Genomic DNA, 21217 nt, shown 5'->3' with positions numbered 1-21217 from the left:
CAGGCCTGGTGACACGCCAATCCTAATAGCTTGTGCCCCGGCCTGCTCGATCATTTCCTCGCCGTTCGGTAGTGGTCAGCTAGCAGCAGACGGGGCGATAGCTTGCCCCGCCTGCCTTCGCCGCGAGCGACGACCCACAAACACGGTGATTGCCGGTAACACCAGCAGCGTCAACGCGGTCGAAGTGATCAGCCCGCCAATGACGACGGTCGCCAGTGGCCGCTGGACCTCGGCGCCAGTACCGGTCGCGAGCGCCATCGGCACGAACCCGAGGCTGGCCACCAGCGCGGTCATCAGTACGGGACGTACACGCTCCATCGCTCCGCCGATGATCGCCTCGTCCTCGGTCACACCATCCTCACGGCGCTTGCGTATCGCGCTCATCATCACGAGGCCGTTGAGCACCGCCACGCCGGATAAGGCGATGAACCCGACCGCGGCCGTGATCGAGAACGGGATACCGCGCAGCAGTAGCGCGAACACGCCGCCCGCCAGCGCCATGGGCACCGCGCTGAACACGATCGCTGCCGGCACCAGGCCCCCGAGCGCCATGTAGAGCAGCGCGTAGATCGCCAAGAAGCAGATCGGCACGACGATCAGCAGTCGTAGCCGCGCCGATTGCAGGCTCTCGAATGTGCCGCCCCACGCCGTGTACATTCCGGCCGGGAGTTGGAGTTGGCCGATCTTCGCCTGCGCCTCCTCAACGAATCCGCCGAGGTCGCGCCCGCGCACATTGACCTGAACGACCACCATGCGCTTGCCGTTCTCGCGGCTTATCTGGTTCAGCCCCTGGGTGTAGCTGAACCGGGCCACCTCCCGGAGCGGGATCGACCGCGCGACCTGTCCCTCGGCCGCCGGCAGCATGACCGGGATAGCGCCGAGCGTTTCCAGATCGTCGCGCTGGGCGTCGGGCAGCCGAACGACTACGGCGAAACGCCGGTCGCCCTCGAACAGGAGCCCGGCTTCCCGTCCGCCAAGTGCTGCGGCGACGGTGTTCGCCACCTCTTCGACCGACAGGCCGTAGCGTCCCGCTGCCTGGCGATCGATCTTTACGTCGAAAGTTGGGGCGCCGTCCGTCTGCTCGACGCTGACATCGCCTGCGCCGGGAATCGCGCGGAGGATGCCGGCAATGCGCTGGGCTTGCTGGCTCATCTGATCCAGATCGTCGCCGTAGAGCTTGACTGCAACGTCGGCGCGGACGCCCGCGATCAGCTCGTTGAAGCGCATCTGGATCGGCTGCTGGATCTCGGTCCGGTTGCCGATCAGCGGCTTCATCTTCTCCTCGATGCGGCGCAGGATATCCTCCTTGGACTTCACCTCTGCCGGCCATTCCTTCTCCGGCTTGGGGATGAAATAGGTGTCCGAGGCGTTGGGCGGCATCGGGTCAGTACCGAGATCGGCATTGCCGTTCTTCGAGAAGACCAGCGCCGCTTCTGGCAGCGACTTCAGCGCATTTTCGATCTGGAGCTGCATCTGCGTCGATTGGTCGATCGAGGCCGAGGGCACGCGGAAGTTCGTAACGGTGATGTCCTTCTCGTCGAGCTGCGGCATGAATTCCTCGCCGAGCAGGCCGAAGCAGAGGATCGCCGCCGCAAAGATGCCGACGCCGCCTGCAATGAACGGCAGCGGTCGGGCGACTGCTTGTCGCAGCATGGGTGCATATTTCTCCTTGAACCAGCGGATTGCTTTCACTTCGGTCTCGCTGACCTTTCCCTTGATAAGGATTGCGAGCATCGCCGGCACGAAAGTCAGCGACAGCACGAAAGCGCTGGCGAGCGCCACCATCAGCGTGATCGCCATCGGCGAGAAGGTCTTGCCCTCGACGCCCTGGAAGGTGAGCAAGGGCACGAACACGAGGAAGATGATGAGCTGGCCATAGACGGTCGGCCGCACCATCTCCTGCGATGCCTCGATCGTTTCGCCCAGGCGTTCGCGCAGGGTCAGCAGCCTCCCCTCATGCTCCTGGCGTTGGGCGAGGCGCCGCAGCGCATTCTCGACGATGATGACCGCGCCATCGACAATGAGACCGAAATCGAGCGCGCCCAGGCTCATCAGATTGCCCGAGACGCCGAGCCCATTCATGCCCGCTGCCGTCATCAGCATGGTGATCGGGATCACCGCGGCGGTGATGAGCGCCGCGCGAATATTGCCGAGTAGCAGGAACAAGACGACGATGACGAGCAGCGCGCCTTCGACCAGATTCTTCTCGACCGTCGCGATGGTCGCATTGACCAGCTTGGAGCGGTTATAGACCGGCTCGGCGAACACGTCGGGCGGCAGCGCCTTGTTGACCTGGTCGAGTTTCTCGGCCGCACTGTTTGCGACAATGCGGCTGTTTTGGCCAACCAGCATCAGCACGGTCGAGATCACCGCCTCCGAGCCCATACGGCTGCCCGATCCGGTACGGACTGCACCGCCGATCACGACCTGGCCGACATCCTTCACCCGCACGGGCACGCCGGCGCGGGTGGCGACCACAGCTTCCTGAATGTCTTCGATCGACTTGAGCCGTGCATCGGCACGGACAAGGAAGCTTTCCCCTGCACGCCGGACATAGTTGGAGCCCGCCGACAGGTTTGCGCGCTCCAGCGCGTCTGCAAGCTCGGTGATCGACAGACCATAGCTGGCAAGCGCGTTCAGATTGGGCTCGATCAGATATTGCTTCACATAGCCGCCGTTGGAATCGACCCCGGCGACACCCTGCACGTTGCGCATTTGCGGCCGGATGATCCAGTCCTGCACGGTGCGCAGGTAGGCGGCCTTGGCCAATTCGGTCGTCAGCCGCTCGCCTTCGGGGGTGAGATAGCTGCCGTCGGACTGCCAGCCCGGCTTGCCGTCCACGACCTTGACGCCCTTGCCGTCGGGATGCCGGAACGCGACAGAATAGAAGAAAATCTCGCCGAGGCCGGTGCTGAGCGGCGCGAGGTTGGGTTGGATGCCGGCGGGCAAGCTGTCCTTGGCCTGAGTGAGCCGCTCCGTGACCTGCTGGCGCGCGAAATAGATATTAGTGTCGTCGGTGAAAACCGCCGTCACCTGGCTGAACCCGTTGCGCGAGAAGGAGCGCGTCATCTCCAGGCCGGGAATACCTGCGAGTGCCGTCTCCACCGGGAAGGTGACTTGCTTCTCGATGTCGACCGGACCCAACGTCGGGGCAAAGGTGCTGATCTGCACCTGGCGGTTGGTGACGTCCGGCACCGCGTCGATCGGCAGTTTGGTGATCTGCCAGGCACCGAAGCCGACTACGATGAGCGTCAGGAACGCGACGAGCCATCGCATCCTGACGGAGAGCGCGAGGATACCGGCGATCATTCCTCACCTCCTTCATTCTTCTCGATCTCAGCCTTCAGGAGAAAGGCATTGGAGGTCGCGATCGGGATACCGGCGACGAGGCCGGAGATGATCGCGACCAGCCCGCCGGAGCGGCTCCCGACCTGCACGTTCGTGGCCTTGAAGCCGGTCGCGGTGCGAACGAAGACGACGGTGCGGTCGCCGAGTGTCTGCACGGCATCTTGCGGTACACTCACGCCGCCCTTGGCCGCGCCTCCGCTTGCGAAGATACGCGCCTGGACGAGCTGGCCAGGGACAAGCGTGCTGCCGCCCGAACTCGGCACGATGATGACGGTCGCGGCGCGCGTCGTCGGATCGACCACGCCGGTCTCGGAGCGGACCTGCCCCTCGATCCTGCGCCCGTCAGTGGTGGTCAATTCTACGTGATCGCCGGCCCGCACGCGGGGCGCATCGGCCGGCGGCAGACTTGCCGCGATTTGCAGGCGTGTCGGATCGGCGACGCGGAACAGCTCCGTCTCGGCCGACACGAAGGTGCCGAGGGTTCCGGTTGCCGAGGTGATGCGCCCGGTGATCGGGCTGACCACCGCCACCGAGCGGCCATCAGACGCCACCCGTGCAGCACCGGCGGCGGCGGCGGCGCGACGGGCATCGGCCTGCGCCACGGCAAGATTAGCCTGCGCGGTCTCATAGTCGGCGCGCGGGCTCACGCCTTGATCGAGCAGCGATTTCTCACGGGCAAGCTGTCGCTCTGCGAGCGTGACGCGCGCGGCCGCGGCGCCGCGGTCGGCGGCGATTGCCGAGGCGTCGCGACTTTCGAGCAAAGCGATCGTTTCTCCGGCACGCACCGGATCGCCGATCCGCTTGAAGATGCGCGTGACCGTCCCCGCCGCGCGCGCCGTCAGCACCGCTTCGGCGTCGGGCGTCGAATCAACGGTGGCGCTTGCGCTGATCGCCGCATCCAGTCCGCCTGCGGCGGCCGGCGCAATGCCGATCTTCGAGATGCGGATGCCTTCGGCGGTGATGACGACACTATCCTTCGGTGTGTCGGCCTTGGCGGAAGCGGCCTCGGGAGCGGGCAGAACGGGTTGGGTTAGGCGAGCGATGCCGAATCCGATTCCGGCTGCAATGGCAAGCGCAATAGCGGCTCCGGCATAGAGCCGGTTCTTCTCGGAGGTCATTGGATCGGGTCTCCGGTGATGGTGCGGCCCTGAAGGCGGGCCAGGATGGCGTAAGTGGTGAAACGGCCGGCCTGGGCGTCGAGCACGACGCCTCGGGCCAGCCCAAGGTTGCGGCGCGCGGTCAGCAGTTCGATCAGCGGCGCCTTGCCGCCTTCGTAGGCGATGCGGGCAAGGCGATAGCCTTCCTGCGCGGTCGCGAGCGACGCTTGCGCGGCTCTAACACGCGCTTCGGATGCCTCTGCCTGCGCGATGGCGCCACGAAGCTCTGCTTCCGCTTCGGTCCGGGCGACTTCTGCGCGTGCCTCGGCGCCGGCTACTTCGGCGCGCGCAGCGGCGATATTCCCCCGGTTGCTGTCGAACAGCGGCAGCGGCACCGAGACGCCGACGACAAGCGCGTTCGCCCCCTCGCGTTCGAGCCGCCGGACGCCGAGCGAGCCGGTGACGTCGGGTATCGCACGCTTGCGCTCATAAGCGAGCCGCTGGTTTGCCGCCTCCCGTTCGGCGAGGGCGGTTCGATAGATCGTCGAACGGCCCGGATCGACAGGACCGACCGCCGGAGACGTATCGAAAAGCGCCAGCACGGACCCGGAAACGCCGGTATAGGGCTGCGCAACGCCAGAGAGCGCTGACAGGCGGGCAAGGGCTCCAGTGTAGTTGGCCCTCGCGAGGTCCAGATCGGCCCGCAACGCCTGCAAAACGGTTTCCGCCTGAAGGCTGCGCAGCCGTGCTTCCTTGCCAGCGCCGACCTGGGCATTGGCGACTCTCAGGTCGGCCTCGGCGTTCCCAACTTCATCCTGGGCAAGCTCGATCCGGCGCTGCGCGATCTCCGCGGCGGCATAGCCGGTCGCAAGATCATAGGCATAGGCGACCCGCGCATTGAGCCCACGCGCCTTTGCCGCACCCACACCTGCCTCACCAGCAGCGATGCGGGCAAAACGTTTGCCACCCAGCTCGAAAGGCTGGTTGATCTGAAGCGTCGTCTCCGCCGCGTCGAATCTGCTATAAGGTGCACTGCCGGCAATGTTTTCGGCCTGCACGCTCACGCTCGGATTGGGCCTTGCGCGCGCTTGTTCGGCGAGTCCCTCCGCCTGCGCGACATCGGCGGCGATAGCGGCTGCACGAGGTGCCCCTTCGCTTTGCTTGAGCAATGTGGGGAACGGCGGCGCCTCCTGGGCATAGGCCGTCCTTCCCAAGGCCGCGCCCCATAGCACGACCGTCATGCCGACCATCGCGCAACGCGCCAGCCGGCGTTTTACGCCATTCATGATTATTCCCTTCGAGCTGACTGGTTCCCGCTGCGACGATGCCGCGTCGGACCGTCAGTCCCGTGGGGGGCGCAGGATCGATATCGGCGGGAGAGAATCGACCGCGGCTGGCCCCGCCATCGTCCACACGACCGCGAGAGCGGGCGCGGTTGCGATGACTGCCGGCTCGGCCGGAATGGCGAGCCCTTGCAGGACGACATGCGCTGCGAGGTGCAGCGGATCGCTTGGCTGCGGCAGGTCGCCGGGATGATGATCGCTAAGCTCGATCACATGCTCGGCACTCGCGATGTCATGAACGTGGGGTTTCGAATCGTGCCAGCTCGCAATGCCGACCATCCCCACCAGGGCGAGCAGCATCAGGAGCAACGCCAAAGGGCGGCCCCGAACAAGCTTGGTGCGGAAAGGTGTCGCGATCACCGCTCTTTGGTAACGCGAGAGTAATCGCCCTGGCAATGCGCGAGTGTTGCTCATGTCGTCGGCCAACGCGGGTGGAGGTCATCGATCACGAAGGCGTGCTTGGCATCGCCGTCGGCGTGAGCGTCACGCTGATGGGGATGATCGGCCGGAAGATCATCGTGACGGTGCGACACCGAGTCCGGGTCGTTCGCCGGCCACAGCAGCAGCGCCGCGACCGCACCAACCGCCGCCAGCGCGGCCATACCGCCGAATGCGGCGGTCATGCTCACCCGCGCGCCAAGCTGGCCGACCAGCGGATAGGCGATCAGCCAGCAGACATGGCTGAGTGCGAACTGCGCCGCGAACAATGCAGGCCGGTCTTCCGAACTGGCTGAACGCCGCAGCAGCCGGCCGCCCGGCGTGACGCTCATCGAATAAGCGACGCCGAGTAGTAGCCAGCCACCGAGCAGAATGTGCCAATAAGCCTGCCCCGGCGGAATCATGGCGCTGATCGCAGTCAACGCGGCCAAGCCGAGGACCAGCAAGAACGAGGCGCCGATCATGATCGCGCGGTCGGCGACGCGATCGAGGATGCGGGGCAGCGCGAAAGCGGCGCACATCGAGCCGCCGCCAAAGGCGGCCAGGGTCAGCGCCACGTCCCGCTGGCCGAGCCCGAGCCCGCGCACGATCACGACGGTATTGACGATCACCATCGCGCTCGCCGCCGCCGCGGCCAGCGTCACGGCGAGCAGGCCGCGCATCCGCGGCGTCTTGAGGTAGATGCGAATGCCGCGCGTCGTCTTGTCGTAGATGCCCATCCTGCGGGTCGCTGCGGCCACCGTTTTAGCCAGGCCCGAGGTCACGACCAGCGCGGCCGAAGCGACAAAGCCGATCGCGGTGCCCGAGAACAGCCAGTGGAAGTTGATGACCGTCAGCAGTGCGGCCGCGAGCATCGGGCTGGTCAGACTCTCCATGTCATAGGCGAGCCGGGACAGCGACAGCGCGCGGGTATAATCGGCTTCCTCCGGCAGAACGTCGGGAATGGTCGCCTGAAAGGTCGGGGTAAACCCCGCCGAGGCCGATTGCAGCACGAAGATCAGCATATAGACCTGCCAGACCTCGGTGACGAACGGCAAGCAGATGGCGACGGCGGCGCGGACCAGGTCGAGCGAGACGAGCAGCGCCTTGCGCGGCACCCGGTCGGCGAAGGCGCCCGCCATCGGCGCAACGCCGATATAAGCGATCATCTTGATCGCCAGCGCCGTTCCCAGCACCGCGCCCGCATCGCCGCCGGCAATGTCATAGGCGAGCAGTCCAAGCGCGACCGTCGCCAGGCCCGTCCCGACGAGCGCGATCATCTGCGCCAGAAACAGGTGGCGATAGGTGCGGTTGGCGAGCACATGAAGCATGGTCTCTCCCTATCCCCCTGGGGGGATGTGTGCAACATCCCCTTGGGGGGGATGTATGAATTCCTCGACAAGCGTTTTGGGTGGTGAAAGATAGACCGATGAGCAACCACAAGCACGCCAGCCACCCGGCGATCATCAAGCGGCTCAATCGCGCCACGGGGCATCTCCGCAGCATCGTCACCATGATCGAGGAGGGGCGGACCTGCGTCGACGTCGCGCAGCAGCTCGATGCGGTCGAGAAGGCCGTGGCGAGCGCGAAGCGCGCCCTCATCAACGATCATATCGACCATTGCCTAAGCCATGCCGCGGACGAAGGCGGCGCGGCCAGGGCGATTGAGGATTTCAAGGCGATCTCGCGCTACCTGTAACTCTCTGTCTCGGTACTGGCTCAAAGGTGAAGGCCGCGCTGCAGGAGGCCCTCTCCAAGCAATAGGCGCCGCCGCCCAGGCCGCATGAGCGGATCATCCGCGTAATGACCATCGTGCTTCCGTCCGATTGCGGATCGGACGATGCCTGCTCCGATTCCAGCAGAGAGGGGAGGGGGGCCGGGCGGGGCGGCAATTTTGCCGCCCTCAAGGACTCGAAGCCCCATGCTTCCACATCCAACTGTCGAGTCCGCTGGGGCTCGCGCGCCGGTCGACTACATCCTTGTTGCCGCGCCCCCGCCGGTCGTTCTTGCTTATGGGATCGGCGTCGATTCAACCGCTCTCCTCGTCGAACTCGAATCGCGCGGCGAGCCGCCCGACCTGGTCCTGACGGCCGATCCCGGTGCCGAAAAGCCGGAAACCTACGAGTATCAGAGAGTGATCTCGCTCTGGATGGCGGCGCGCGGCATTCCCTACGAGGTGGTCCGCTATGTGCCCACGCGTTTCAAGCATTGGCCGCCTTACTATTCGATCCTCGCCAATGTCCTCACGAACGCGACACTGCCGAGCATCAGCCTTGGACGGCACAGCTGCAGCTTAGGTCTACCCATTGAAACTGTCTCCTTTGCGCGCGATGAGGGACGGGCCGACTGCCGCGCTAACCCAAAGAGCTGGCGGTGGTCGGCCCGTCCCTCGCGTCGCGCAGCGACGCTTAAGCGTCGCATGAGGCGCCGCACAAAAATGCCGCGCTTGTTATTCAAGCCATTCGTTTCCGAATCGATTTCTCTAGCGGAACGATGGCCGCCTCTGTAGAAGGTCGGAGAACAAAAGGGGGCCTTATGGCGCGGCGCGTTTTCTTCAGTTTTCACTTCGCGAACGATTTTTGGCGTACTCAGCAGGTGCGTAACATCGGAGCCCTCGAAGGGCAGACTCTTTGCACTGCGAATGCTTGGGAGGAGGTCAAGCGGAAGGGCAAAGCCTCCATCGAAAAATGGATCGATGACAACATGTACGGCAAGAGTTGCGTGGTGGTGCTCGTCGGTTCGGAAACAGCGAACCGGCCATGGGTGATCCGCGAGATCGTCAAAGGTTGGGACGCAGGCAAAGGCGTGGTGGGTATCCGGATAAACAAACTTCTTGGTCACGATGGGAACTCGTGCGTGGCAGGCAGCAATCCATTTGATGAAATAGGCTACGCCAATACAGGGAAGAAGCTTTCGTCCATAGTGAAGCTCGTCTCTCCTTCCGGAGCAGATAGCAAAGCCGCCTATGACTCGATTAAGAATGGGATCGAGACTTGGATTGAAGAGGCCATTGCGATCCGAGCAAATAACTGAAGTGCAGAGAATCGGAGATTTTGCGCGGAATTAAGAGCGGGCGGCAAGAATGATAGAATATATTACCAAATCCGAGCTTCGTAATTTCGCTGGCAAATTGAACATCAACGAGCAGGTAAACCTCAGGAAATCTGCTTCTTCTCGGGCGCTGTCGGGTGCTACATTTCTTTCGCACTCAAGCAAGGACGATGATCTCGTCGTTGGCGCCATTCGTGTATTAGAAGGGCACGGCGCCAAGGTTTATGTCGATGAAATCGACCCGGAAATGCCCCCATACACGACGGAGGAAACGGCAGGGCTGTTAAAGAGCCGTATTCGTCAGACCAAGCGCTTTGTCCTTCTTGCAAGCAAGAACAGCAAGGACAGTCGTTGGGTGCCCTGGGAGTTGGGCGTCGCGGATGGGTATAAAGGGTTGACGAAGATCGCGCTGTTCCCGGCATCCGACAGCGCGCATGAGCAGGCATGGGCGTCGTGGGAGTATCTGGGATTATACCGCCGCATCGTCTGGGGGGATCTACAGGGTCATCAAAAGCGCGTCTGGATGGTCCTCGACGAGAAAAGGAACACAGCTACCGAGCTTAGCGAGTGGCTGGCTGGTGAATAACGAGTTCCCGTCCCGTTTAAGCAGTGGCAGGGGGTTGCCAAAATCGCTTCTCAACGACATCCGGTTGGAGAGTTGGACTTTCGAAGCGCTCCTCTCGGACGGAAACGTCAAGGTGGCGGTGAAATAACGCAACATAGTCCCGGTCTTCCGCTAGGTCGGGCGATAGAGATTCAACCTGCGCCCCAACTTCAAGCGTCGCGCCGCCCGTGGAGACTACTGGAATCACTGCAGCGTCCGGTTGCAGGCGTCGAAACATTTCATATTCCTGTACAATCCCGCCCATACCCCCAATGAAAACTGCCGCTTTGAACTTGTGTTCGGAAAACATACGCTCGCGCATGGCCAGCAAGCTCTTCTCCCGATCCTTCTCAATCTCGTCCGTATAAACCACGTTGTTGAACCGCTCATTATCCTCGGGATACTCGTCCTTGAAATGGCGAGACTGGTAGAGCCGGACCCAGTGTCCGTAATTTATTCCTATGTCTTGCGAGACCACCCAGATCATTGGTGTTATTGCGGGTTGACCACCCCAAACAAGCAGCCTGCGTCCTAGCGTGACGTGCACCAAAGCGGAGACTGCGGCTGTAATCGCGACACTGTCAGCGGTCGCCGCATATTGTGGGCCTCGCTTCGGATCCGGCACGCCTGCCGAAAGAAAAATGGCCTCAGTCATGGTCAGTTCTCCCATGCCGCAAGAGCCCATCCGGCTTCGGAAACTTTAATCGTGCGGACCGCGCGAATATGCTCCCCAAGCCATCGGAGATGAGCATTCCATGCATCACGGATGCCGATATGATCGTAGACCAGTACCGGTATCTCCTGCTGTTCCGCTCGTCGCGCCTTATCGGCCACATCGTTCAAAATTTCAGCCGTGGGGATTCCGACGATCGGATATGCCCAGATCTTTTCGCCGTCCAGCAACCGCACGGCGACGGCCCGATGTGCGCCGACGCCTTCCACTGACGCACCAATTTTCTCGACGTCAGCGCGGAGTTTGCCGGTAATCGACATATATCGAGATGCGATGCTCCGGCTTCGTAGCCGCTCGACCTCCAGGACGATTGTATCCGCCGTTTTGGCTACTATTGGGCCATCTGGCCCCTCGAGTTCCTCTGGATCAAGATATATAGTCTCTGCAAGATCGGTCAGCTTGTTTGGCGTATGCTCAGGCCAAATTACACGAAGGACCTGGATCTCTTTCGCGCGCGCCCTTCCTATTTCCTGTCGAGTCCAGCGGCTATCGAAATAGGTAGGCGTGTCGAGCATAACCATAACATCAGAATCGACGAGCCTATGCCAAAGCACATCTTGGAACGGATCGCCGGGCCTAATGTCGTGCGTGTCCAAGAATACGTCGAATCCGCGGGACGCAAGGAGATCGTGAAGTTGCAACGCTGCTGCTCGGGATTCCACGCGCCGATAGCTCACAAAAACCCGTCGCTGTCGACGAAGTAAGCCCACGCATTCCAGCATTGCTGACGCGAGTTCAGTCATATTTGGATCGTCAGCGCGCCGCGTTAGCCCATTGATGGGCTGGAGAAGCGGGGGGATGTGAGCATTGAAGTCTGCGCCAGCGGCAATCGTTGGAATGATGGGCGCACTGGCCCGGATCAGGTCTTGGGCCGCTTCGAGATCTTGCTGGGCATTTCCTCCAAAATACGCACACGCGAATGCTGCTGGCTTGTGCCGCTCACCCAGCGTTGCCGCATTATGCACAACTACATCGTCCCCCAACGTCAATCCGAAGTCGGAAACGATATCCGTGAGCGTCGCTGTCAGTGTTGCACGCTCCTCTGGCGTTGCCGCACCAAGTATGGCCAGTTCATAGATACTCATTGGTGTCAGCGACCGGCCGCTTTTGCCGCAGTTTCGATCCAAGCCGGCATGTTGGCATAGCCGTTATCCCGGACCCAATCATATGTCCCGTATAGGTTCGACAGCGGAATATCTCGGCCATTCTGCTTTATTGTAAAATAACTGAGAGGGTTGGTCCCCTGTCGATCAGTTCCAAGTTGCGGATCTTTTACGCTATGGATGTCGATGGCCAATAGGCCTTTCCCAAGCTCGTAACTTCTCTTGATCTCGTGCCGGACCCATTCGCGATCATACGTCTCTGCGCCGAACAGCACCACAGTCACGGACGTGCCTTTGAGCTGCTCTTCGATCCATTTTTCTATGCCGCCCGCGCGTCTTTTTGCCTCTTCGAACTCTGCCTTGTCATAGAAAGGCTGCGCTTCGCCACCTGGACGAACCACCCAGGAATTGCGGACTTGCACGACCCGTCGAACGTCACGGTCATAGTGAAAGCTAAAGAATACCCGACGCGCCACCGCTTCCCCCCTCGATCATCGTCCACTCATATCAAGGCGGACGCCAGGTGTCAGCAGGCGCGGTGAGTGCTTGGGGTAGGCTGGTCGAAGCGACACCCTTCGGCATGGCGAGGAAAGCGCCCATTCCATCGAAATGCGTCGGCCAAATCGAGCATGTTGCGCTACTTTCGAAATCGCACCTGTGCGGGCGAGGGAGATGGCCCGTGGTATCAGTGATTCGGGCTGCCTCTGGCGTGCCCAATGTCCCCGCTGGCTTCCCGATTCTGTTCGACGCCGACATGGCGATCATCGAGCCGGCCTTCGTCTGGCTCATGGAGCATGCAGAGCTAAGCGGCCGTGCCCACGCCTCCGAAACCGTGCGGACCTACGGCGAGCATCTCCACGACTGGTTCGACTCGCTCGAACAATCGGGGATCGAATGGCGCGAAGCCGACGAACGCGTCATCGCCGCCTATCGCAACCGGATGCTGGAGAATCCCAGCACGCATACCGGGCGGCCCTATGCCCGGACCACGATCAATGCGCGTGTCTCGACCGTCTGCCGCTTCTATGGCTGGGCGCTCGATAAGGGGCTGATCGACCACTGCCCGTTCCGGTTGACCGAGAAGATGACGCTGATGCTCGACGGCGCCTATCGCCCAGGCTTGCAGCGGCGCCAGGTCAATGAGCTGATCGTCTCACGCCCGGAAAAACTGCCGCGACCGCTGCGTGCCGACGAACTGGCACGGCTGTTCGCGCATCTGAGGCCTACCGCCCGACTTGCCGCGCAATGGGCGCTTGGGGCGGGTCTGCGTCGCAAGGAGCTTTGCGCGCTCGCCCTCGACCAGATCCCGGATAGCTGGCCACTCTACCTCGACAGCGATCCACTTGTCGGCGTGCCGCTCCATATCACCAAGGGCGACCGGCCAAGGACGGTCTATCCGCCGCTTCGGCTGCTTGATCATACACACTGGTATGCGGGCGAGGATCGCGCCCGGATCGTCCGCGGTATCCGCCGTTCCGACCGGGGCTATCGCGCGCCGCCTAATCTCCTGCTGAACGAGCATGGCCGCGCCATGACGCGAAAACTCCTGACGGCGCAGCTCGCGGAAGCGTTCGCGGCCGCGGGACTTCAGGGCACGCTGCACTGGCTGCGGCACACCTTCGCGATGGCGATGCTGGCCCGCCTTCAGATCCAGGCCCGCACCAATCCCGATCTCAACCCGCTCAAGGTCGTGCAGGTGCTGCTCGGCCATGCTTCGATCACAACCACCGCGATTTATCTGCGCTGCGTCGAGCTGCACGAGCGCGACCTGAGCGAAAGCCTCGCCTATCTTTATGGCGAGCTGATCCCCGCCGATGGCTAGGGGCCGCCTCGATCGCACGCTGAGACTCGATCCGGCACCGGCGAACCATCCGGCGGAGGTCGTCGAGATCCAGTTCCGCGACGAATGGGGCAAGATCGTCCAACGCTTCGACCCGGCGCTGTTCGGGTTGCCGGACGATATCAGCGCCGCCATCGCCCGGGCTTTCCGCGATCATGATATGGCATCCAGCGTCGCGACCCGCACCGCGCGCTGGTTCGCGATGCGCGTGTTCGGTAGGTTCCTGCGCGAAGACGCGCGTGTCAGGCGCGCGGCAGACCTCGACACGGCAACGATCCGCCGGTTCATCACCTGGCTGGCGATGCCCACTGACGGGCGCAGGCGTGGCGTCCGCTCACAATCCGGTCAGTTCGGTATGATCCGGCCCGTCCTCAAGCGCGCGATCGCGGACAATCCAGGCTTGTTCGCACCGGGCTTCGCCGTTCCCAACAATCCGATCCCGCTCGCCGGCGTCCAGCGGTTACCGCAAGACCGGCTGACACCAGCCGCAATGCGCGCCCTGCTGGCAGTCTGCTATGCCGAGATCGACACGGCATGGGCCAAGTTCCAGCACGGGCAAACCATCGTCAATCTTCCGAACGTGCCGCTCCATAGTGGGCGGACCGCCGAACGGGATCGCTGGATCTGGAAGCTCCATCGCCGCGGCCACGGCATCATGCCGATCGACCGAGGCTTGGACCTTAACAAGCCCGATCGGCAGAGGATCGCCGAGGTAGGCGGGTTCCGCGAGCTCGAGGGTTATCTCCACCTCACGACCGACACGCTGGTTGCGTTCTATATCGTGCTGCTGATCCAGACGGCGGCCAACGCCGGTCCGCTGCGCCAGATCAAGCGGGACTGCCTCGTGCCGCATCCGCTCGAGCGGCATCGCGTCATGGTCGAGTGGGTGAAACCTCGTGCCGGCGGCAAGGTGAAGCGCATGCAACGGCGCTCGTTCGACAATCGCCGACCCTATGCGGCGCCGCGCCTGATCGAAAAGCTCCTTGCGATGACGGCGCCCCTATTACCGCATGTGGAGCCGTCCAAACGCGACCGGCTGTTCCTCCACCGCTTCCTCATGACGACAGGACGCCTCGAGCGCGAGCATCACGCCGGTCATATCGTGCAGGCCACGTTGCGATCGGCAATGTTGCGCTTCTACGAACGGCATAATGGCGCGATCGCCTCCTGGAACGATGCGCATCCGGGCAAGTCCCGTTCCTTGCTTCCCGACTTCTCGCCCAAGCTGTTCCGCAGCAGCATGGCAAGCGCCCACTACACAGCGTCGCAGGGCGATATCATGGCGGCCAAGGCGGTCCTCAATCATGCGAATGTCGCCACCACCGACATCTATGTCGATGGCGAGGCCGTCCGCCGCCTCGAACGCGATACGATCGCTCGGCTCCAGTCGCTGATGATCACATGGGTCACCGGCGAGACGCCCGCCCATGACTCGCAACATCAAGGGCCGGATACCAGCGCGCGGGTGACGGCGCTGTTCGGCCACGACTGCCTTCGACCGGTCGACGGCGGGCAGGCACAGCCTGGCCGCGTGTGCCCGAAACTGGGAGGCTGCCTTGCCTGTCCAGGCCTAATCGTCCCGATCGACCCGGGTCATCTGGCGCGCATTGTCCAGGCCACCATGCATCTTGAAGCGGCGCGGGAACGCATCGACCCGATCCGGTTCAGCCTCTTCTATGCCCCCAGCCTTCGGGCGCTGACACAAGACCTGCTGCCGGCGTTCCCGCCCGAAATGATGCCGGACGCGGAACGGCACATACCCGCCTTGCCGCCGCTGCCGGACCTGGAATAGCCTCATGGCCTCCGTCCCGACATCCACGCCTACCCAACTTCCGGCGCCATTGCTCGGAAACGAAGGCGTCCCCGCCGCCACGACGTTCAACTGGGGCTTCGAAATGCCGGACGGGAGCCGGTTCACGGACGATCAGTGGACGCCGCTCCGGCACGCCGCCGAACTGTTCCTGTTCTCGCTGCGGGCCGATCCGCCCGAAGGGCGGATGCCACTTCGCAAGGAAACGGTCGATGGTCACTTCAGCCACATCCGCTTCCTCGTTCGATGGATGGCAGCCGAGAACGTCCGATGCTTCAAGGATCTCGATCAAGACGCCGTCGACCGGTTCGTGGCCATGTTGCGCGCCCGTCCCGGCAGGAACGCTTCACGGCTCTCCCTCAGCACCGCCGAAGGCTATCTCGGCACGATCCGCACGTTCCACATGCAGCGCGACAAGCTGGACGACGCGCCGCTGATGGCGCCGCCTCGCGCCGGTTCGGTTGGGAAGCGGCACTGGAAACCTTATGGCGGCCATCCCTATACGCCCGACGAGATCGCCGTGCCTCTCATCAGCGGCGCTATGGAACTGCTCGGTGACCCAGCGGACCAGATACTCGCGCTGCGCGATCGCCTCGAAGATCTGTATGAGAAGTTTCGACAACAGCATCAGGGGCGAAGGCTCCACTGGCATATCAGACGCGCCATGTTGGCTGAGCCATGCCCCCACGCGGATCTGTATCCGAATCCGGAATGGCCGCTGCGCCGCCTGACGTTCATGCTCGATCGCCTTGGCGACGCCTGCTTCGTCGTCATCGCCTATCTCGTTGGCGCGAGAGCCTCCGAAATACTCAGGCTTGAGGAGGGTTGCCTCGAACGGCGCGCGGCCGACGGAGACGGCGAGGAACACGTCTATCTGGTCGGCACGATCACGAAGACGTCGCTGACGGAACATGGGGACGTCCATCGCTGGCTCGCGCCCGAGCCGGTCCAGCGGGCGATCCACATCCTCGAACGTCTCTCCGCTCCGCTTCGCGAACTTAGCGGGAAGAGGAACCTCTGGCTCCACCAGCTCGGCCGGGGACGCTCGCCGCTTCCGACGATGATGCCCGTCGCTCGACTGCGATCACCCATGGTCAATATCCGCTTGAACGAACGACTTGCGCCGTTCCTTGCCTTGCCGGAACACCAAGGCGGAACCTGGCACCTGACCACCTATCAGGGTCGCAAGACGTTCTCACGGTTCATCGGGCGGCGCGACCGCACCGGCCTGACGGCGCTGCAACGCCATCTCGGCCATGTCCACCGCGCGATGACCGACCGGGCCTATGTGGGCACCGACTTCGAGCTTGCCCAGCTGATCGACGACCAAGCCGCCGAAGAAACCCGCAAGGCGCTGGAAGACCTGCTCCTGGCGCCGAACGTCGCCGGGAAGGCGGGCGTCATGCTCTCCGAGCGATCGCCGTTCCGCGGGCGCACGCTATCGAGCGACGTCGATGGATATATCACCGAGATCCTCGCCGGCACGGATATGCGCCTCGGCGTATGCGACTGGGGCTACTGCCTCTACCGCCGGGAGACCTCCGCTTGCCTCGGCGGCGAGCGCGAGCCGAACCCGGTGCTTCGCACACAAAGCACCTGCTCGACTTGCGCCAACTTCGCCGTGACCGACCGGCATAGGCCGGTCTGGGAAGCGCGGCTTGAACGAAACACCGCATTGATCCAGCGCGATGACCTCGATCGCGAGAGCCGAGCACTTGCCGAAGCCCGCATCCAGGAATCTCGCCGTATCCTCGACCAGCTCGACGAAGGAAATGCCGGTGACGTCTGAATCTGACCTATCCACCCCGCAGGCCCGTCGCCGGGCGAACACCAATGCACGTCTGCGCGAAGCCCTTGGCGTCCTTGCCAAAGACCCGTCCGCCGCGCCAACGGTCGCCGCTCTTGCACGAGCAGCCGGGGTCGGCCGCAACATCATCTATACGCACCATGCCGACGTTCTTGACGCCCTGCGCGAGCTTCAATCGCAACGTGAGGGCGCCACTGAAATGGCCGCCGGCGATGCCGATCGCACACGCTCTGCTCTTCGGCACGTGGAAGCCAAGAACATCGCCCTCGCAACACATAATGCCAGCCTGCTGAAGCGCGCCCTCGAGGCCGAACAGCGCGCGGAGCGCCTTGAACGCCGCAACGCGCAACTCGTGCAGGAACTCGATCGGATACGCCTGCCCGTCCCTATCCGCATCAACGCCGAAGCGCCCGATCCCTCCACTGCCTGAAGGCGGTCACGCCCTAATCGGGCGTCTTGGAAGGGGAGGAGGACTGGGGATGTCGGAAATGCGGGCTTTGCGCAGCCAATACGACAGGTCGATGCAGACCTAATGCAGCCTCAAATGGAAGGTGGCGCCGCAAGACGCTTTCCTGAAGCAATGGGCACCGGCTCGCGCCGCATGGGCGAATGGGCAGAAGGTCGAGCGGCTGATCGGCTACGACACGTCGCCCTCCGATTCCCGGCGTCATGCCCATGCTGCCGGGCTGGACGATCCGCTGTTCCAGTGCCGCTATCCGCTGCGCGAATGGAACTGGACGCGCGATCGCTGCATCGCCCGGATCGAGGCCGCCGGTCTCCCGGTGCCGCCCAAGTCGAGCTGCTTCTTCTGCGGCGCCATCCGGCCCGATGAAGTACGCGCCCTGCCGGCGTGGTGCCTTCGCTTGATTGTCCTGATTGAGGCCCGCGCCGAACCGCGCCTGCGCACCGTCGAGGGATTGTGGCGCCGATCGACCAGGACCCGGCCCGGCAGGATCACCGATTTCATCCGCGCCGAGCGGCTGCTCCCCGAGGCCGAGATCGACGCGATCCGTCGCGATGCGCCGACCGATCTCATCCGTTTCCAGGACGCCGCCAGCATCGTGCCGATCGCCGAGCGGCCGACGATGGAAGAATGGATCGCGAGTTTCAACGCCGGCTTGATGGAGGCAGCATGACCAGCACCATATCCCGGATCGCCGAGCTCAATGACCGCGTGCGGCTCGGCCTCGATCGAAACGCGCGGATCGTGATGACGGCGACCTGTCTCGCCACATTGGCAGGCGGCGACCGCATCGTCAGCGAAGCCGTCGCCCAGGCCGCGGTACTCGCGGCCGTCCGGCGCTACGAATTCAAGCCTGATGACGGCCCGGAACGCAACTACGGGCAGTTCGAGCTCGAGGGTCACATCGTCTGCTTTCGCATCGATTATTACGATCCCTCGCTCGAATGGGGCTCGGAAGATCCTGCCGACGCCGCGGTGACCGTCCGTGTCCTGACGATCATGCTCCCCTGCGACGATTGAGCCGATCAGTCGCCTCGCCAATTTCCAACCAAAATGGAGGTAATCTTGCGCCGCATCACACCCGCGACGTCCGAGGACGGACAAGCCATTGCGATTGCCGTTGAACGCCTGCGCGAAGCCCGTAACCTGCTGCGCAGGGCGGGCGCGCGCCGCGCGGCATCGGCAGCAGGTCAGGCCATCAACAGCGCCGAAGGCGCCGCGCGGCACGTCGCGCACAGAATGCGGAGGACACACGCATGAGCAGGCACATTCTCCCGCCCAAGGCCGGCCATCCCGACGTCATCTGCGCGGCGGTAGGCTGGGACCGACCGCTCCAGACCTATTATGCTCAGGTGTGCTTTCGCACCGATGATGAGCCCGATGAAGGGGAAGCGCTGATCTGGCGGGGCACGGAACCGGGCGAGCTTCCCACGCCCGAGGCCGCGATCGCCGTTATCACGCCCTATGCGGAAATCCCGCCGAGGCTTGCCGAACAGCTCCTCGCCGACATGACCGCGACGATCGGCGAGAAGGATGGCCGGCACCAGGCCGAGGTCAAGCGGCGGCTGTTCGGCTCGATTCATTAGGATCGGGCCGTTCGAGGCAGAAACGCTTGCGCCCGGGTGTCGCCTCGATACCCTCTGCGCGCGGAGAAAACCGATGACGTCCGTACCGACAGATTATGATTCCGCCCGTGCGGCGCTGACACGGCTTATCCCGCTCGCCATGGGCGACACCGGGCAGGCGCGCCGCGTCGCGAACTTTCTGATGGCCTGGTGGAATGGCCCGGAGCTTGGTCATTTCGAGATCGCCGACATGTTCGGCCTCGACATCGACGTGGCAAACGACATCACGAGCGTGATCGGCTTTCTCGGCCAGAACGACCGCGGCGCCGTCTATATCGACGGTCTCGGTTTCGCCGAAGAGATGCAGGATGTCATTGCCCTGTGGCGGCCATCGGCAAGCGCTCCCCAGACTTGACACGCATCGCGTGATTGCGAGGCCCTGAAGTACCCGACGGCGCCGAAGTGGCGCGTCGGAGCGGCGCTGGCGCGCCTTACTCGGCCGAACGGCCGAGGAGAGGAGCGGGTGAGAGAAGGTGTTCGGACAAGGGGTTCGAGCGCACTTTCTCAGGAGACTTCCCATGAACATCGGCACCATCACCCAGAACGCCAGCGGCACCTACACCGGCAAAATCTCGACGCTCACGGTCGCGATCGTCATCGCCCTTCGCACCGTCCATTCCGCCAATCCGCGTGCGCCCAAGTTCGAGATCCTCGCGCTCTCGGCGGCACGCCAGTGGGTCCAGGTCGGCTCACTGTTCGAGCTGGCGTCCAATGCGACCGGCGAAATGTTCCTCAACGGCAAGATCGAGGATCCCAGCCTCGACAAGCCGCTCTACATCTCGGCGTTCCGTCAGGACGACGGCTCGTACAACATCGTCTGGTCGCGTCCCAACCGCCGCCGCGATGCGCCGACCGACACCGCCCCGGCCGACGACAGCCTGCCGCCGCTGCCCGGTGCGGACGAGCCGGCCAAGCCGAACGGCCTCGCCGGTACGGATGGCCTGGGTGAATCCTCGGCCGAGGGCGCGTTCGGCGGCGAGCCCGCGCAGGGCAATGGCCGCCGTCGCCGCACGCCCGAGATGGCCGACTGACGATCCTCTCTCCCTGCCGCGCGCGTCCCTCCGGCGCGCGGCAACCCCGCAGGGCTCGTTTGCCTCACGGCAAGCGGGCCCTGCCTTCGTTTCCCTGTGACCGTGTCCTCAGCTATCGTCCTCGCGCGCGCGACAGAGAGGACTTGAAATTTATCCGGAAACTCCGTACTTTCCGGACAGGAGAATCACCATGCCCCAGACTGTCAGTTCCGTTGAGGCGTCAAAGGCCTTCGGCCGCATCAGCCGCCAGGCGCTGGTTGCGCCCCTTACCATCACGCATCATGGCCACGATAGCCTCGTGTTGATGTCGGCCGCCGAATATCAGCGGCTCAAGCGGCGCGATCGCGAGGTCTTCACGTTGACTGACGTGCCGGAGGAAATCGTGGAGGGGGTTCGAGCGGCGCGAGCGCCGGCAGAAGCCGCTGCCTTCGATCACGAGGTCGAGTCCTGACGAGTGCAAATTCCCGATCCAGTTCCCGGCCTCGTAATTCGCTACTCGTATCTCTGGAGCCATGAAGCAAAGGCAGGTCACGAAGAAGGCAGCAAAGACCGTCCCTGCGCCGTGCTGCTCGCGACGACAAATAAGGCAGGCGCCAAGATGGTCACCATCCTGCCAGTGACCCATACGCCGCCGTCCGACACGAGCCTTGCCGTTGAAATTCCGCACGCGACGAAGGTTCGTCTCGGGCTCGATGATGATCGCTCGTGGGTCGTCCTCACGGAGCTCAACTATTTTCAATGGCCCGGGCCCGATCTTCGGACGGTGCCCGGCGATCCATTGGGCGAGGTTGCATACGGTCAGCTTCCAACCGCCTTCTACGAAACCATCCGCACCCGCTGGCTCGCCGCCTACGACGCCGGCAAGGTCACGCAGGTCAAGCGTACCTCCTGACCAGTATCGGCCGCGCCCGCATTTGCCACGCGGCGCGGATCATCGCGACTTCG

22 protein-coding genes and 2 pseudogenes are annotated in these 21217 nt (G+C 63.5%); 16 read left to right on the top strand and 8 right to left on the bottom strand.

What is annotated here, in order from left to right:
• Positions 1-75 precede the first annotated feature (75 nt).
• The 5 genes from OMP43_RS13145 to OMP43_RS13125 all read right to left on the bottom strand — a co-directional run bounded on the left by OMP43_RS13145 (position 76) and on the right by OMP43_RS13125 (position 7536).
• Entirely contained in the window at positions 76-3309 is a 3234-nt protein-coding gene (locus OMP43_RS13145; RefSeq protein WP_070936317.1) for a CusA/CzcA family heavy metal efflux RND transporter, read from the bottom strand.
• The gene (locus OMP43_RS13140) at positions 3306-4466 is read right to left on the bottom strand and encodes an efflux RND transporter periplasmic adaptor subunit (protein WP_070936315.1); all 1161 of its coding nucleotides are present in this window, start codon (positions 4464-4466) and stop codon (positions 3306-3308) included. The genes OMP43_RS13145 and OMP43_RS13140 overlap by 4 nt, the downstream gene beginning before the upstream one ends.
• Complete coding sequence (locus OMP43_RS13135) at positions 4463-5731, bottom strand: TolC family protein (RefSeq protein WP_070936313.1); 1269 nt, start codon at positions 5729-5731, stop codon at positions 4463-4465. The genes OMP43_RS13140 and OMP43_RS13135 overlap by 4 nt, the downstream gene beginning before the upstream one ends.
• Positions 5732-5785: 54 nt before the next feature.
• Entirely contained in the window at positions 5786-6088 is a 303-nt protein-coding gene (locus tag OMP43_RS13130) for a hypothetical protein (RefSeq protein WP_137864399.1), read from the bottom strand.
• Between the two features lie 110 nt (positions 6089-6198).
• Positions 6199-7536 carry an MFS transporter gene (locus OMP43_RS13125; RefSeq protein ID WP_070936309.1) on the bottom strand — a complete coding sequence of 446 codons (1338 nt, stop codon included), beginning with the start codon at positions 7534-7536 and terminating at the stop codon, positions 6199-6201.
• A gap of 98 nt (positions 7537-7634) precedes the next feature.
• Here OMP43_RS13125 and OMP43_RS13120 point away from each other — a divergent pair, with 98 nt between their 5' ends.
• The 4 genes and pseudogenes from OMP43_RS13120 (at position 7635) to OMP43_RS13105 (ending at position 9842) form a co-directional block, all read left to right on the top strand.
• Positions 7635-7904 (top strand): metal-sensing transcriptional repressor, encoded by a 270-nt coding sequence (locus OMP43_RS13120; protein ID WP_070936307.1) that lies wholly within the window; start codon positions 7635-7637, stop codon positions 7902-7904.
• Positions 7905-8126: 222 nt separating this feature from the next.
• Positions 8127-8501, top strand: a pseudogene (locus OMP43_RS13115) (hypothetical protein); the annotation flags it as partial.
• 239 nt (positions 8502-8740) lie between these two features.
• Positions 8741-9238: a TIR domain-containing protein gene (locus OMP43_RS13110; protein WP_048939410.1), complete on the top strand. Its 498-nt coding sequence runs from the start codon at positions 8741-8743 to the stop codon at positions 9236-9238.
• A 49-nt stretch (positions 9239-9287) separates the two neighbouring features.
• Positions 9288-9842: a toll/interleukin-1 receptor domain-containing protein gene (locus tag OMP43_RS13105; protein WP_048939385.1), complete on the top strand. Its 555-nt coding sequence runs from the start codon at positions 9288-9290 to the stop codon at positions 9840-9842.
• A gap of 16 nt (positions 9843-9858) precedes the next feature.
• Here OMP43_RS13105 and OMP43_RS13100 read toward each other — a convergent pair whose 3' ends face one another.
• From OMP43_RS13100 to OMP43_RS13090, 3 genes are read right to left on the bottom strand one after another with little or no spacing between them, the layout of a single operon-like run.
• Positions 9859-10515, bottom strand: a complete 657-nt coding sequence (locus OMP43_RS13100; RefSeq protein WP_048939386.1) for a hypothetical protein — start codon at positions 10513-10515, stop codon at positions 9859-9861.
• Between the two features lie 2 nt (positions 10516-10517).
• A complete protein-coding gene (locus OMP43_RS13095) occupies positions 10518-11678 on the bottom strand; it encodes a toll/interleukin-1 receptor domain-containing protein (RefSeq protein WP_048939387.1) in 1161 nt (386 codons plus the stop codon).
• Positions 11679-11683: 5 nt separating this feature from the next.
• The gene (locus OMP43_RS13090) at positions 11684-12172 is read right to left on the bottom strand and encodes a TIR domain-containing protein (protein ID WP_020819452.1); all 489 of its coding nucleotides are present in this window, start codon (positions 12170-12172) and stop codon (positions 11684-11686) included.
• A 203-nt stretch (positions 12173-12375) separates the two neighbouring features.
• On the opposite strand from OMP43_RS13090, the gene OMP43_RS13085 reads away from it, so the two are divergent.
• From OMP43_RS13085 to OMP43_RS13030, 12 genes and pseudogenes are all read left to right on the top strand, one after another.
• Positions 12376-13518, top strand: coding sequence for a tyrosine-type recombinase/integrase (locus OMP43_RS13085; RefSeq protein WP_048939388.1), 1143 nt, complete (start codon positions 12376-12378; stop codon positions 13516-13518).
• Positions 13511-15328, top strand: coding sequence for a site-specific integrase (locus OMP43_RS13080; protein ID WP_048939389.1), 1818 nt, complete (start codon positions 13511-13513; stop codon positions 15326-15328). Before OMP43_RS13085 ends, OMP43_RS13080 begins: the two co-directional genes overlap by 8 nt.
• Before the next feature lie 4 nt (positions 15329-15332).
• Positions 15333-17135, top strand: a complete 1803-nt coding sequence (locus OMP43_RS13075; protein WP_048939390.1) for an integrase — start codon at positions 15333-15335, stop codon at positions 17133-17135.
• Complete coding sequence (locus tag OMP43_RS13070) at positions 17119-17583, top strand: hypothetical protein (protein ID WP_048939391.1); 465 nt, start codon at positions 17119-17121, stop codon at positions 17581-17583. The genes OMP43_RS13075 and OMP43_RS13070 overlap by 17 nt, the downstream gene beginning before the upstream one ends.
• A gap of 103 nt (positions 17584-17686) precedes the next feature.
• Positions 17687-18289, top strand: a pseudogene (locus OMP43_RS13065) (hypothetical protein); the annotation flags it as partial.
• Complete coding sequence (locus tag OMP43_RS13060) at positions 18286-18636, top strand: DUF3768 domain-containing protein (RefSeq protein ID WP_030090586.1); 351 nt, start codon at positions 18286-18288, stop codon at positions 18634-18636. The pseudogene OMP43_RS13065 and the gene OMP43_RS13060, both read left to right, overlap by 4 nt.
• Before the next feature lie 45 nt (positions 18637-18681).
• Positions 18682-18876 carry a hypothetical protein gene (locus OMP43_RS13055; RefSeq protein WP_083216155.1) on the top strand — a complete coding sequence of 65 codons (195 nt, stop codon included), beginning with the start codon at positions 18682-18684 and terminating at the stop codon, positions 18874-18876.
• Entirely contained in the window at positions 18873-19202 is a 330-nt protein-coding gene (locus OMP43_RS13050) for a hypothetical protein (protein WP_062787874.1), read from the top strand. The genes OMP43_RS13055 and OMP43_RS13050 overlap by 4 nt, the downstream gene beginning before the upstream one ends.
• Before the next feature lie 73 nt (positions 19203-19275).
• Entirely contained in the window at positions 19276-19596 is a 321-nt protein-coding gene (locus tag OMP43_RS13045) for a hypothetical protein (RefSeq protein ID WP_030090587.1), read from the top strand.
• A 163-nt stretch (positions 19597-19759) separates the two neighbouring features.
• Positions 19760-20272, top strand: coding sequence for a DUF736 domain-containing protein (locus tag OMP43_RS13040; RefSeq protein WP_062787872.1), 513 nt, complete (start codon positions 19760-19762; stop codon positions 20270-20272).
• Between the two features lie 190 nt (positions 20273-20462).
• The gene (locus OMP43_RS13035) at positions 20463-20723 is read left to right on the top strand and encodes a type II toxin-antitoxin system Phd/YefM family antitoxin (RefSeq protein WP_037505398.1); all 261 of its coding nucleotides are present in this window, start codon (positions 20463-20465) and stop codon (positions 20721-20723) included.
• Positions 20724-20726: 3 nt separating this feature from the next.
• Positions 20727-21164, top strand: a complete 438-nt coding sequence (locus OMP43_RS13030; RefSeq protein ID WP_030090590.1) for a hypothetical protein — start codon at positions 20727-20729, stop codon at positions 21162-21164.
• Positions 21165-21217: the final 53 nt, after the last annotated feature.

This window comes from Sphingomonas sp. CBMAI 2297 (assembly GCF_029870595.1).
Classification (GTDB): Bacteria; Pseudomonadota; Alphaproteobacteria; order Sphingomonadales; family Sphingomonadaceae; genus Sphingomonas.
This window is presented reverse-complemented; position numbering and strand designations above follow the sequence as displayed.

Excerpts from the sequence above, each read along its gene's own strand:
- OMP43_RS13105 (WP_048939385.1), top strand. The coding sequence starts at position 9,288 with ATGATAGAATATATTACCAAATCCGAGCTTCGTAATTTCGCTGGCAAA.
- OMP43_RS13060 (WP_030090586.1), top strand. The coding sequence starts at position 18,286 with ATGACCAGCACCATATCCCGGATCGCCGAGCTCAATGACCGCGTGCGG.
- OMP43_RS13050 (WP_062787874.1), top strand. The coding sequence starts at position 18,873 with ATGAGCAGGCACATTCTCCCGCCCAAGGCCGGCCATCCCGACGTCATC.
- OMP43_RS13075 (WP_048939390.1), top strand. The coding sequence starts at position 15,333 with ATGGCCTCCGTCCCGACATCCACGCCTACCCAACTTCCGGCGCCATTG.
- OMP43_RS13145 (WP_070936317.1), bottom strand. The coding sequence starts at position 3,309 with ATGATCGCCGGTATCCTCGCGCTCTCCGTCAGGATGCGATGGCTCGTC.
- OMP43_RS13130 (WP_137864399.1), bottom strand. The coding sequence starts at position 6,088 with ATGCTGCTCGCCCTGGTGGGGATGGTCGGCATTGCGAGCTGGCACGAT.
- OMP43_RS13070 (WP_048939391.1), top strand. The coding sequence starts at position 17,119 with ATGCCGGTGACGTCTGAATCTGACCTATCCACCCCGCAGGCCCGTCGC.
- OMP43_RS13110 (WP_048939410.1), top strand. The coding sequence starts at position 8,741 with ATGGCGCGGCGCGTTTTCTTCAGTTTTCACTTCGCGAACGATTTTTGG.
- OMP43_RS13135 (WP_070936313.1), bottom strand. The coding sequence starts at position 5,731 with ATGAATGGCGTAAAACGCCGGCTGGCGCGTTGCGCGATGGTCGGCATG.
- OMP43_RS13095 (WP_048939387.1), bottom strand. The coding sequence starts at position 11,678 with ATGAGTATCTATGAACTGGCCATACTTGGTGCGGCAACGCCAGAGGAG.
- OMP43_RS13080 (WP_048939389.1), top strand. The coding sequence starts at position 13,511 with ATGGCTAGGGGCCGCCTCGATCGCACGCTGAGACTCGATCCGGCACCG.
- OMP43_RS13040 (WP_062787872.1), top strand. The coding sequence starts at position 19,760 with ATGAACATCGGCACCATCACCCAGAACGCCAGCGGCACCTACACCGGC.
- OMP43_RS13035 (WP_037505398.1), top strand. The coding sequence starts at position 20,463 with ATGCCCCAGACTGTCAGTTCCGTTGAGGCGTCAAAGGCCTTCGGCCGC.
- OMP43_RS13120 (WP_070936307.1), top strand. The coding sequence starts at position 7,635 with ATGAGCAACCACAAGCACGCCAGCCACCCGGCGATCATCAAGCGGCTC.
- OMP43_RS13125 (WP_070936309.1), bottom strand. The coding sequence starts at position 7,536 with ATGCTTCATGTGCTCGCCAACCGCACCTATCGCCACCTGTTTCTGGCG.
- OMP43_RS13045 (WP_030090587.1), top strand. The coding sequence starts at position 19,276 with ATGACGTCCGTACCGACAGATTATGATTCCGCCCGTGCGGCGCTGACA.
- OMP43_RS13100 (WP_048939386.1), bottom strand. The coding sequence starts at position 10,515 with ATGACTGAGGCCATTTTTCTTTCGGCAGGCGTGCCGGATCCGAAGCGA.
- OMP43_RS13140 (WP_070936315.1), bottom strand. The coding sequence starts at position 4,466 with ATGACCTCCGAGAAGAACCGGCTCTATGCCGGAGCCGCTATTGCGCTT.